Source organism: Spectribacter hydrogenoxidans (assembly GCF_031846275.1).
In the GTDB taxonomy this organism is placed as follows: domain Bacteria; phylum Pseudomonadota; class Gammaproteobacteria; order Nevskiales; family Salinisphaeraceae; genus Spectribacter; species Spectribacter hydrogenoxidans.
The window spans coordinates 20362-31882 of the sequence record NZ_JAVRIB010000020.1; the positions used below are offsets into that span (position 1 = coordinate 20362).

Genomic DNA, 11521 nt, shown 5'->3' on the forward strand with positions numbered 1-11521 from the left:
CCGTCAGCCTAAGCCCGCGGGCGCGGCGGGTCCACACTGCAGCGCGCAGCCTGTGCCCCTATAATGCGCGCCGATCCCGCAACCGCCCGAACCGACCCATGCTCGATGCCCGTCTGCTGCGCCAGGAACCCGACGAGGTCGCCGCCGGCCTGGCCCGCCGCGGTTTCACTCTGGACGTGGCCCGGCTCAATCACCTGGAAACGCAGCGCCGCGAGCTGCAGACTCGCGCCGAGGAACTGCAGGCCGAGCGCAACCGGCGCTCCAAGGCGATCGGCCAGGCGAAGGCTGCGGGCGAGGACATCGCCCCGCTCAAGGCCGAGGTGGCCGGCCTCGGCGATCAGCTGGACGCCGCCAAGTCGGATCTGGAAACGCTGATGGTCGAGCTGGACGAGCTGCGCTGGTCGCTGCCGAACCTGCCGCATGAAAGCGTGCCCGCGGGCGACTCGGAAGACGACAACGTCGAGCAGCGCCGCTGGGGCGAGCCCCGCCAGTTCGACTTCATGCCACGCGATCACGTCGATCTGGGCGCCGGGCTGGCGATGATGGATTTCGAGGCCGCCGCCCGGGTCACCGGCGCGCGCTTCGTGGTGCTGCAGGCCGATCTGGCCCGCCTGCATCGGGTGCTGATCCAGTTCATGCTGGACATGCACACCCGCCAGCACGGCTACCGCGAAGTCTACGTGCCCTACATCGTGTCCGCGGACAGCCTGCGCGGCACCGGTCAGCTGCCCAAGTTCGGGGAGGATCTTTTCCGGCTGACCGATCCCGAGGATTACTACCTGATTCCCACGGCGGAAGTGCCGGTCACCAATCTGGTGCGTGATCGTATTCTGGATACCGACACGATGCCGCTGCGCTTCGTTGCCCACACCCCCTGTTTCCGCGCGGAGGCCGGGGCCCACGGCAAGGACGTGCGCGGCATGATCCGTCAGCATCAGTTCGAGAAGGTGGAACTGGTGCAGGTGGTCGATCCCGCCAGCTCCTATGACGCCCTGGAACAGCTTACCGGCCACGCAGAAGCCGTGCTGCAGGCACTGGAGCTGCCTTACCGGGTGGTCGCGCTGTGCGGCGGCGATCTGGGGGCGTCGGCGGCCAAGACCTACGATCTGGAAGTGTGGCTGCCAAGCCAGGAGACCTATCGGGAAATCTCGTCCTGCAGCAACTTCGAGGCCTTCCAGGCCCGCCGCATGCAGGCCCGTTACCGCGATCCCGAGACCGGCAAGCCGGCGCTGGTGCATACCCTGAACGGCTCCGGAGTCGCGATCGGCCGGGCGCTGGTGGCGCTGCTGGAGAATCACCAGCAGGCGGACGGCAGTGTCGCGATTCCGGCGGCGCTGCAGCCCTACATGGGCGGCGACACGCGGCTGGCACCGGTGGCTGACGGCTGAGTCCGGCTCTACTCCCGGGGTAGCTCCGGCTGCAATTCCTCGATCAGACGGCGGTAGCGATCGCCCGGGTGATACTCGATGGCCCGTTCCACCACGTCCGGCGTCAGATGCGGCGCGAACATGCCGATGAAGCGCGTCATGTAGGCGCGCAGGTAGGTATTGCGCCGGAAACCGATGTGGGTGGTGCTGTATTCGAACAGATGGCTGGCGTCCAGGCGCACGAGGTCGCTGTCCTCGTCCGGATCATAGGCCATGTTGGCCACGATGCCGATGCCCAGCCCCAGCCGCACGTAGGTCTTGATCACGTCGGCGTCCACCGCGGTCAGGACCACGTCGGGCGACACCCCGCGGGTGATGAAAGCCCGATCCAGCTGCGAGCGCCCGGTAAAGCCGAAGGTATAGGTGATCAACGGGTGCTGGGCCAACGCCGGAATGGTGAGCTTTTCCACCGAGGCCAGCGGATGATCGGGCGGCACCAGCACGCAGCGGTTCCAGTGGTAGCAGGGGAGCATGATCAGCTCCTCGAAATGCTCCATGGCTTCCGTGGCGATGGCGAAGTCCACCTCGCCGTCGGCCGCCCACTGGGCGATCTGCGGCGGCGAGCCCTGGTTGAGATGCAGTGACACTCGCGGATAGCGCTTCTTGAAGCTCTGGATGGTGCCGGGCAGGGCATAGCGCGCCTGGGTGTGGGTGGTGCCGATCGACAGGTCGCCGCTGTCTGCCGACTGGAACTCGTCCGCCGCGCGATGGATGTTGTCCGCCTCGTGCAGCATGCGGCGGGCGACCTTCAGGATTTCCTCGCCCGCCGGGGTGATCCGGTCCAGATGCTTGCCGTTGCGCGCGAATATCTCCACCCCGAGTTCCTCCTCAAGCAGCCGTATCTGCTTGCTGATGCCCGGCTGGGAGGTATTCAGATACTCGGCCGCCGCGGTGATGTTGAGATTGCGGCGGGCCACCTCGTGGATGAATTGGAGCTGGCGCAGTTTCATGGCGGTATAATATACCCGCAGGTTATCTGGACAAAAATGGTTATTCTCTTTTTGATAGTCGCTGCGGCAGGCCTGGCGGGTTCGCCGACCGTGATCCACGCATGAGCGAATCCGGCGAAGTCTGGCTGGTCGGCGCCGGTCCCGGCGACCCTGATCTACTCACCCGCAAGGCCGCGCGCCTGCTGCAGCGGGCGGATGTGGTGCTGTACGACAGCCTGATCCAGCCCGAACTGCTGGCTGAAATCCCCGCCCACGCCGAACGCATTCATGTGGGCAAGCGGGCGAGCCGCCATACTCTGCCGCAGGACCGCATCAACGGCCTGATGGTGGAACTGGCCCGGGCCGGCAAGCGGGTGCTGCGCCTGAAGGGCGGCGATCCGTTCGTGTTCGGCCGCGGCGGCGAAGAAATCGCCGAACTGGCTGCCGCCGGTATTCCGTTTGAAGTGGTCCCCGGCGTGACCGCGGCCCAGGGCTGCGCGGCCTATGCCGGTATTCCGCTGACCCATCGTGACTGTGCCCAGCGGGTGCAGTTCATTACTGCCCATCAGCAGAGCGGCGGCGAGCTGCCGCTGGACTGGCCTTGCCTCGCCGGGCCGGATCAGACCCTGGTGTTCTACATGGCGCGCAACACGTTGCCGACAATCTGCGCCCGGCTGATCGAGCACGGGTTGTCAGGCGACTGGCCGGCTGCCCTGATCGAGGATGGTTCAACCGCGGCCCAGCGAGTGATCGAGGCCGACCTGACCCGGCTGCCGGCGGCGGTGGAAGCAGCCGATGTGAGCGGCGCGAGTCTGCTGATCGTGGGGCAAGTGGTGCGCCTGAGGGCGCAGCTGGACTGGTTCGATCGGAATCGCGGGTCAACCGCCGGGACCGAATAGTGACTGGCATTGCCGTGGCCTGGGCCGGCGTCATAAATGGCGCGTTACGACGAAGCTCCATTCTCGCAGTATCTGCGGAAGCGGGCGTGGCGATCCTCTCGACACCGAACACAAACAAAAAAGGCCGGCGCGTTGGCGCCGGCCTTTTGTTCGCAACGTGACGCGTGCGTCGGTCTATTCTTCGCCCATGAATGCGCCCAGCAGGTGCAGCAGGCTGAGGAATAGGTTGTAGATGGATACGAACAGCGTGACCGTGGCGCTGATGTAATTGGTCTCGCCACCGTTCACGATTTCGCCGGTCTGGTAGAGAATCAGGCCCGACATCAGCAGCACGAACATCGCCGATACCGCCAGCGACAGTGCCGGAATCTGGAAGAACACCGCGCCCAGGCCGAGTACGAATGCCACCAGGATGCCCACGAACAGGGCGCCGGCCCACTGGTTGAAGCGGCGACCGGAGACGATAGCGTAGCCCGACAGGCCCAGGAAGATGGCGCCGGTGCCGCCCATGGCCGTCATCACGATCTCGCCGCCGTTGGCGAACGCGCCCATGTAGGCGTTGAGAATCGGCCCGATGGTGTAGCCCATGAAACCGGTCAGGGCGAATACGGTGACCAGACCCCAGCCGCTGTTCTTGGTCTTTTCGACGGCAAACAGCAGGCCGAAGTAGCCCACCAGGGTGATGATCAGGCCCGGATGCGGCGCGTTGATCGCCATTGCCGTGCCGGCCACCGCCGCCGAGAACAGCAGCGTCAGCGATAGCAGCCAGTAGGTATTGCGCAGGACCTTCGCGGCTTCCGGGGAAGCCTGTACCTGTCCGAGTGACGCCAAGCGCTCGTTAGCCATTGTTTCCAGTTCCTCGTCGTATTGCGTTGCGCCCGAGGATACCATTACCGGGTGCACGCGATGGTAACTTCATTACGCTGTCTGACCGCGCTTGCGCGCGGGGGTTCACGGCGGCTTCTGGGTGTCGGCCTGCTGCTGTCCGCCATCGGCTGCGGCCAGGGTGGGGAGGCGCTGGCGGGGCCGGGTTTGCCGGGTGGACTGCCCGAGGCACCGGGCGTTACCGGCGGCGTCGAGATTCTCAACAACCGCGGATTCGTGGTCGGGTATGCCGGCCACAGGGGCGCGCCGGTATGGGTGGTCTACCAGGCCCGACCGATCGGCGAGCGGCGGCATCTGGATCGGCCGCGATTCGAGGCCGACCCGCGAGTCAGACGTCCCATCCAGTACCGTGACTTTACCGATACCGGCTTCGACCGGGGCCACCTCGCGCCGAACTACCTGATCAGCAATCTCCACGGCCCGGCCGCTCAGCGGCAATCGTTCCTGATGACCAATATCGTTCTGCAGCGGCCCCGGCTCAACCAGCTGGTGTGGCAGCGGCTGGAGGAAATCGAGGTCGATCACCTGGCGCGGCGCTGGGACGAATTGAACGTCACGGTGGGCCCGGTGTTCGATGCCGATCGCACCTGGACCGACTCCGGTGTGGACGTGCCGGATGCCTTCTACCGCATCTGGCTGGATCGCACCGCCGACGGGCTGCGTGCCCTGGCGTTGCTGGTGCCCCAGCACGTCCGGGGCGACGAACGCCTGGACCAGTTCCTGATCACCGTGGACGAGATCGAGGCGAAAACCGGGCTGGACTTCTTTGCCGGTCTGCCGGATGCCATCGAGAAGCGGCTTGAAGCCCGGCCGGCGGATCTGAGCGCCTGGGGTCTTGCGTCCCTGGCCTGTTTTCCCGCCCGATACGCGAACAACTGGCAGGGCAAGGATGGCATTCGACTGAAGTTCGACCGTTGCAGCGACTGAGGGCCCTCGGATTCATGCCCCGCGACCGGCGTCTGGACGCGCTGCGGTCAGTGCTCGCGCTCGATCACCCGCTGTGCCAGCCAGTGCAGGCCGTCCGCCCGTTCGTCGAGTCCGGCCAGCGACGCCCGCGCCTCGGTCACCAGTTCCGCCGCCCGCTGCCGGGCGGTCGACAGACCGACCACCGAAGGATAGGTCGGTTTATGCCGCGCCCGGTCGGCGCCACTCTGCTTGCCCAGGGTGTCGGTGTCGCCCAGTTCGTCGAGCACGTCATCCTGGATCTGGAACGCTAGGCCAAGACACTTGGCGTAGCGATCCAGACCCGAAAACACTTCCGGCTGCAGCGACGCCCCCTCGCAGGCCAGCAACACGCACACCCGGATCAGCGCGCCGGTCTTGTGGATATGCATATCCTCGACTTCTGCCAGATTCAGACTCTGACCGGTTGCCGCCAGGTCCATTGCCTGTCCCCCCGCCATGCCGCGGGAGCCGGACGCCATCGCGAGGTGTGCCACGCGGGCCGCGCGAACGGCCGGCTCGGTGGTTTGGTCCTGCGCCAGCAATTGAAAGGCCAGCGTCAGCAGGCTGTCGCCGGCCAGAATGGCTGTGGCCTCGTCAAAAGCCCGGTGGCAGGTGGGCTTGCCGCGGCGCAGGTCATCGTCGTCCATGGCCGGCAGATCGTCGTGAACCAGCGAGTAGGCATGGACCATCTCCACCGCCGCAGCTGCGGCGTCCACGCGTTCGTCCCGCTCGCCCACCGCGCGGGCGGTGGCATAGACCAGCAGTGGCCGCAGCCGCTTGCCGCCGCCCTGTATGGCGTAACGCATGGCCTCGTGCAGGCGGGCGGGGTGCTGTCTGGCCGGCGGGAGACAGCCGTCGACCACCCGGTCCAGCCGCTGGCGGTAGTCGGCGACCGCGTCCGCGAACGACATCAGGCTTCGGGATCCTCGAACTCGGCCAGCCGGCCGCCCTGGTCGTCCTCGAGCAACTGCTCTATCCGCAACTCGGCGCTTTTCAGCGCGGCTTGGCAACGGCGCGCCAGCGCCACGCCCTTTTCGAACCGCGCCAGGGATTCCTCCAGCCCGATCTCGCCGGATTCCAGTGACTCCACCAGCGATTCGAGCTCATTCATCGCGGTCTCAAAGGCGGCGAGCTCGTCGTTCTGGTCCGGGCTTTCGGAGTCAGTCATGCGCGGCAGCGGTGGGGATGGCGTCGGACGAATTGTAACGGTTGCGAAGCGGGCCGGGGGAGGGCGAGCTTGCCGCGCGCCCGGGCTTGGCTTAACGTCCCGCGCCAGTCAACCCACGCGCCTGTCATGACCAACAGCTACGACGCCGCCGCCATCGAAGTCCTGTCCGGCCTGGATCCGGTGCGAAAGCGGCCCGGCATGTTCACCGACACCGCCCGGCCCAACCATCTGGCCGCCGAGGTGGTGGACAACAGCGTGGACGAGGCCCTGGCTGGCCATGCCAAACGCATCGATGTGGTGCTGCATGACGACGGCTCGATGTCGGTGACCGATGACGGGCGCGGTATGCCGGTGGACCTGCACCCCGACCACGGTGTGCCCGGCGTGGAACTGATCCTTACCCGGCTGCACGCGGGCGGCAAGTTCTCGCACAAGCAGTACCGCTTCGCGGGCGGCCTGCACGGGGTGGGGGTGTCGGTGGTCAACGCCCTGTCCACCCGGCTGGACGTGCAGGTATGGCGTAACGGCAAGGCCTACGCCATCGGATTCGCCGGCGGCGAGCCGGCCAGCCCGCTGACCGAGACCGGCACCGTCCCCCGCAATCGGCGTGGTACCGCGCTGCGTTTCTGGCCGGATCCGAGCTATTTCGACAGCCCGCGTTTCGCGATCCCGCGTCTCACCCATCTGCTGCGGGCCAAGGCGGTGCTGTGCCCGGGCCTGACGGTCACCTTCACCGACGAGGCAGCCGGGGACACGCAAACCTGGTGCTACCAGCAGGGCCTGGCCGAATACCTCACCAGCGAGCTGGGCGAGGCGGTGCGTCTGCCGGACGAACCCTTCGGCGGCAGTTTCGAGGCCGAGCGGGAAGCGGTGGATTGGTCGCTGACCTGGCTTCCGGAAGGCGGCGACGGCTTGTTCGAAAGCTACGTCAACCTGATTCCCACCGTTGGTGGCGGCACCCATGTCAACGGCCTGCGCGCGGGACTGACCGAGGCGTTGCGCGAGTTCTGCGAGTTTCGCAACCTGACCCCGCGCGGGCTCAAGATCACTCCGGAAGACGTCTGGGACGGCTGCAGCTACGTGCTGTCGGTGAAGCTGGCCGACCCGCAGTTCGCCGGCCAGACCAAGGAGCGCCTGGGCTCACGGGCCTGCGCGGCATTCGTGTCCGGGGTGGTCAAGGACGCGTTCTCGCTGTGGCTCAACCGGCATTCGGAAACCGGCGAGGCCCTGGCGCAACTGGTAATCGGCAATGCTCAGCGGCGGGTGAAATCGGCCAGGAAGGTCACCCGCAAGCGGGTGGTCTCCGGTCCGGCGCTGCCGGGCAAGCTCACCGACTGCGTGTCGGACGACCCGGCCCGCACCGAACTGTTCCTGGTGGAGGGCGATTCCGCCGGCGGCTCGGCCAAGCAGGCCCGGGATCGCGATTTCCAGGCAGTCATGCCCCTGCGCGGCAAGATTCTCAACGCCTGGGAAGTGGACCCTGGCGATATTCTGGCCTCCAACGAAATCCACGACATCACCGTGGCGCTGGGGGTCGACCCCGGCGCGCTGGATCTCACCGGCCTGCGCTACGGCAAGGTCTGCATCCTGGCGGACGCGGATTCCGATGGTCTGCATATCGCCACCCTGCTGTGCGCGCTGTTTCTCAAGCATTTCCGGCCACTGGTGGAAAAGGGGCACGTGTTCGTTGCGATGCCGCCGCTCTACCGCATCGACGTCGGCAAGGACGTGTTCTACGCCCTGGACGATGATGAACGCGAGGGCCGGCTGGACCAGATCAAGGCCGAGAAGCGCAAGGGCAAGGTCAGCGTCACCCGCTTCAAGGGCCTGGGCGAAATGAGTGCCCTGCAGTTGCGTGAAACCACCATGGCGCGGGAGACCCGCCGGCTGGTGCAGCTCACGGTGGAATCCGCGGATGTGGACGAACTGATGGACATGCTGCTGGCCAAGAAACGCGCCGGCGACCGCCGTGCCTGGCTGGAAGCCAAGGGCCACGAGGCCGAATTGCTCGACTGAAGGCAGCCAATAACCCGCCATGACCGATCAAACCGACGACGAATCCGAACGCCAGGCCCTGAAATCCTTCGCCGAGAAGGCGTACCTGAACTATTCCATGTACGTGATTCTCGACCGGGCCCTGCCGCATGTCGGGGACGGCCTCAAGCCGGTGCAGCGGCGCATCATCTACTCGATGTCGGAGCTGGGCCTGTCGGCCGCCTCCAAGCCCAAGAAGGCGGCGCGCACCGTGGGCGACGTGATCGGCAAGTTCCATCCGCACGGCGACGCGGCCTGCTACGAGGCCATGGTGATCATGGCCCAGCCGTTCACCTACCGGTATCCGCTGGTCGACGGCCACGGCAACTGGGGCACGGCCGACGATCCCAAATCGTTCGCGGCCATGCGCTACACCGAATCCCGGCTGTCCGGTTACGCCAGCCTGCTGCTGTCCGAACTGGGGCAGGGCACGGTGGACTGGGCGCCGAATTTCGACGGCACCCTGGATGAACCGATGACCCTGCCGGCGCAACTGCCGAACGTGTTGCTCAACGGCGGCACCGGCATCGCCGTGGGCATGGCCACCGATGTGCCGCCGCACAACCTGCGTGAAGTGGCGGCGGCCTGTGTACATCTGATTCGCGAGCCGAAGGCCGACCTCGACACCCTATGTCAGTACATCCAGGGCCCGGATTTCCCGACCGGCGCCGAACTGATTTCCCCGGCCGAGGAAATCCGCGAGGTGTATCGCACTGGCAACGGCAATCTGCGGCTGCGCGCGGTCTGGACCCAGGAGGACGACGGCGACATCGTGATTACGGCCCTGCCGTACCAGGTTTCCGGAGGAAAGGTACTGGAGCAGATTGCCGGGCAGATGACGGCGAAGAAGCTGCCCATGGTCACGGACCTGCGTGACGAATCCGATCACGAGAACCCCACCCGCCTGGTTATCGTGCCCCGCTCCAAACGGGTGGATGCCGAGCAGCTGATGGCACACCTGTTCGCCACCACCGCCCTGGAGAAGGGCTTTCGCACCAATCTCAACATGATCGGCCTGGATGGCCGGCCGCAGGTCAAGAACCTGCGCGACGTGCTCACGGAATGGCTGGCCTACCGCACCGAAACCGTCCGCCGGCGCCTGCAGCACCGGCTGGATCAGGTGATCGATCGCCTGCATGTGCTGGAAGGCCTGCTGGTGGCCTATCTCAACATCGACGAGGTCATCGCCATCATCCGCTACGAGGATGATCCGAAAAAGGCCTTGATGGCCCGCTTCAGCCTCACCGGCGTCCAGGCCGACGCCATCCTCGATCTGCGCCTGCGCCACCTCATGCGCCTGGAAGAGCAGAAAATCCAGGGCGAACGCGACGAACTGGAAACCGAACGCAAGAAGCTCGAAGCCACGCTCGGCTCCAGGGCCAGGCTCAACAAGCTGATTGCCGGTGAAATCGAGGCGGCGGCGGAGAAATACGGTGACGACCGCCGCACGCAACTGGTCGAACGCGGGGACGCGAAGGCCCTGGATGAATCCGACCTGCTACCCAGCGAAGCGATTACCGTGGCGCTCTCACTCCAGGGCTGGATCCGTTCGGCCAAGGGGCACGAGACCGACCCCGAATCGCTCAGCTACAAGAGCGGCGACGAATTCCTGGCCGCCGCGCGCGGGAAATCCAATCAACTCCTGTCCGTACTCGACTCCACCGGCCGCAGCTACAGCCTGGCCGCCCACAAGCTGCCCTCGGCCCGCGGGCAGGGCGAACCCCTGACCGGCCGGCTCAGCCCCGCGGACAACGCCGCCTTCGTGGGCGTGATGATGGGCGACGCCGAGCAACGCTTCGTGCTGGGTTCGAATGCGGGCTTCGGTTTCGTCGCTAGGCTGGGTGAACTGGCCTCGCGCAACCGCGCCGGCAAGGCCGCGCTTTCCGTGCCCAAGGGGGCTGCCGTCCTGCCCCCATTGGGCCCTGTCGACGCCGGCGACCAGGAACTCTGCCTGATCACTGCCGAGGGCCGTATGCTCTGCATTGGCCTCGACGAACTGCCCGAACTGGCCAAGGGCAAGGGCAACAAGCTGATCGCCGTGAAGGGCGATGACATCGTCACCGCCTGGTGCACGTTACCCGCCGATGCCACGCTGGTAATCTACAGCGGCAAGCGGCATCTGAACGTCAAGCCGGGCGACCGGGACAACTACCGCGGTGCTCGAGCTAGTCGTGGTCGCTTCCTGCCACGGGGGTTTCGGCAGGTGCAGGCCGCGCGGGCCGATAGCCGATAAGATGAGGTGGGGAAGTCGATTCTCGGTATATCGTGAAAATTACCGACGATAGCCGTGGCTCCCGCCCGAATCAGCTTTGGCAACCGATGACGGACCTGCAGCCCTAACGGCTCTGCACGAACTCCTGGATCAGTGCAATCAGTGTTTCCGGTGCGTCCTCCTGACAGAAGTGGCCGGCATTCGTAAGTTCTACAACAGGCTGGTTCCCGAAGGCTTCCCGGAACGTGCCGATGGATACTTCCGGTGGAACGGCCCTGTCTTTCATGCCGTTTGCCAGCATGGCCGGCTTCGCCTTGACCCTCTCAACCAGTTCTTCGCTCGGCTGATCCAGGTACGGGAATCGCCCGGTTGCAATATCAAGCGGAAACTCGACTGCACCGATGCATTCTTCCGTTGTTTCAAACGGCGCCGAATAGGCCCTGACCCAATCGTCGGTTATATTCGAACCGTTCTGGAATCCCATCAGCTTCATGACGCTCAACGTTGTATAGCCAAGGTTTCTCAGAACCGGCTCGTGTACATCGCTGTTCACGAACCGGAACCAGTTGGAGCTCATCAGCTTGTCGAAGTGCGGCGCGGTATCGCAGAACGGATAGACCAGCGTGTTCATGACGAATACGCGCTTCACCCGATCGGGCATCGTTGCCAGCAATGCGCCGCCCATGGGGCCGCCCCAGTCCTGAATGACCAGGGTGATATCGTCGAGCTCGAGTTCGTTGATCAGTGCGGTCACATTCTCGACATGCGTCCTTAGCGTGTAGATACGATCCTGCGGGGTCTCGCTCTTCCCGAACCCCATATGGTCGGGCACGACGACGCGATTCGTTCGGGACAATGGCCCGATAAACTTCCGGTAAAGGTAGCCCCACGTCGGCTCGCCGTGCAGGCACAGAATGGGCTCCCCATGTCCCTCGTCGACGTAATGCATCCGAAAGCCCGGCGCTTCGGTGAAATTCGGCTTGAATGGCCAGGTTCCGTTGAATGTCTCGTCCGCACCAATC

9 protein-coding genes and 1 pseudogene are annotated in these 11521 nt (G+C 65.4%); 5 read left to right on the forward strand and 5 right to left on the reverse strand.

Annotated elements, in window-relative coordinates; genetic code table 11:
- Positions 1 to 98 precede the first annotated feature (98 nt).
- The gene (gene serS / locus RM532_RS14595) at positions 99 to 1388 is read left to right on the forward strand and encodes a serine--tRNA ligase (RefSeq protein ID WP_311654073.1); all 1290 of its coding nucleotides are present in this window, start codon (positions 99 to 101) and stop codon (positions 1386 to 1388) included.
- Between the two features lie 8 nt (positions 1389 to 1396).
- Here the strand turns inward: serS and cysB are convergent, their stop codons facing one another.
- Positions 1397 to 2377, reverse strand: a complete 981-nt coding sequence (gene cysB, locus RM532_RS14600) for an HTH-type transcriptional regulator CysB (RefSeq protein ID WP_311654074.1) — start codon at positions 2375 to 2377, stop codon at positions 1397 to 1399.
- Positions 2378 to 2490: 113 nt separating this feature from the next.
- On the opposite strand from cysB, the pseudogene cobA reads away from it, so the two are divergent.
- Positions 2491 to 3255 (forward strand): annotated as a pseudogene (cobA, locus tag RM532_RS14605) (uroporphyrinogen-III C-methyltransferase); the annotation flags it as partial.
- Positions 3256 to 3429: 174 nt separating this feature from the next.
- Here the strand turns inward: cobA and RM532_RS14610 are convergent.
- Entirely contained in the window at positions 3430 to 4101 is a 672-nt protein-coding gene (locus tag RM532_RS14610; protein WP_311654076.1) for a Bax inhibitor-1/YccA family protein, read from the reverse strand.
- A 60-nt stretch (positions 4102 to 4161) separates the two neighbouring features.
- Between RM532_RS14610 and RM532_RS14615 the strand changes: the two genes are divergently transcribed.
- Positions 4162 to 5067 (forward strand): DNA/RNA non-specific endonuclease, encoded by a 906-nt coding sequence (locus RM532_RS14615; protein WP_311654077.1) that lies wholly within the window; start codon positions 4162 to 4164, stop codon positions 5065 to 5067.
- A gap of 47 nt (positions 5068 to 5114) precedes the next feature.
- Here RM532_RS14615 and RM532_RS14620 read toward each other — a convergent pair whose 3' ends face one another.
- On the reverse strand, positions 5115 to 5996 hold the full coding sequence (locus RM532_RS14620; RefSeq protein ID WP_311654078.1) for a polyprenyl synthetase family protein: 882 nt from the start codon (positions 5994 to 5996) through the stop codon (positions 5115 to 5117).
- A complete protein-coding gene (locus tag RM532_RS14625) occupies positions 5996 to 6253 on the reverse strand; it encodes an exodeoxyribonuclease VII small subunit (RefSeq protein WP_311654079.1) in 258 nt (85 codons plus the stop codon). The genes RM532_RS14620 and RM532_RS14625 overlap by 1 nt, the downstream gene beginning before the upstream one ends.
- A gap of 126 nt (positions 6254 to 6379) precedes the next feature.
- Here RM532_RS14625 and parE point away from each other — a divergent pair, with 126 nt between their 5' ends.
- Together parE and parC are read left to right on the forward strand one after the other, a co-directional pair.
- Positions 6380 to 8269: a DNA topoisomerase IV subunit B gene (parE, locus tag RM532_RS14630; protein ID WP_311654080.1), complete on the forward strand. Its 1890-nt coding sequence runs from the start codon at positions 6380 to 6382 to the stop codon at positions 8267 to 8269.
- 19 nt (positions 8270 to 8288) lie between these two features.
- Positions 8289 to 10520 (forward strand): DNA topoisomerase IV subunit A, encoded by a 2232-nt coding sequence (parC, locus tag RM532_RS14635; protein ID WP_311654081.1) that lies wholly within the window; start codon positions 8289 to 8291, stop codon positions 10518 to 10520.
- A gap of 103 nt (positions 10521 to 10623) precedes the next feature.
- Here the strand turns inward: parC and RM532_RS14640 are convergent.
- Positions 10624 to 11521: alpha/beta fold hydrolase (locus tag RM532_RS14640; RefSeq protein WP_311654082.1), on the reverse strand; the 898-nt coding region annotated here is incomplete at its 5' end.

What these genes read in the sequence shown, in the direction of transcription:
- serS (WP_311654073.1), top strand. Translation starts at nt 99, where the DNA reads ATGCTCGATGCCCGTCTGCTGCGCCAGGAACCCGACGAGGTCGCCGCC.
- cysB (WP_311654074.1), bottom strand. Translation starts at nt 2,377, where the DNA reads ATGAAACTGCGCCAGCTCCAATTCATCCACGAGGTGGCCCGCCGCAAT.
- RM532_RS14610 (WP_311654076.1), bottom strand. Translation starts at nt 4,101, where the DNA reads ATGGCTAACGAGCGCTTGGCGTCACTCGGACAGGTACAGGCTTCCCCG.
- RM532_RS14615 (WP_311654077.1), top strand. Translation starts at nt 4,162, where the DNA reads ATGGTAACTTCATTACGCTGTCTGACCGCGCTTGCGCGCGGGGGTTCA.
- RM532_RS14620 (WP_311654078.1), bottom strand. Translation starts at nt 5,996, where the DNA reads ATGTCGTTCGCGGACGCGGTCGCCGACTACCGCCAGCGGCTGGACCGG.
- RM532_RS14625 (WP_311654079.1), bottom strand. Translation starts at nt 6,253, where the DNA reads ATGACTGACTCCGAAAGCCCGGACCAGAACGACGAGCTCGCCGCCTTT.
- parE (WP_311654080.1), top strand. Translation starts at nt 6,380, where the DNA reads ATGACCAACAGCTACGACGCCGCCGCCATCGAAGTCCTGTCCGGCCTG.
- parC (WP_311654081.1), top strand. Translation starts at nt 8,289, where the DNA reads ATGACCGATCAAACCGACGACGAATCCGAACGCCAGGCCCTGAAATCC.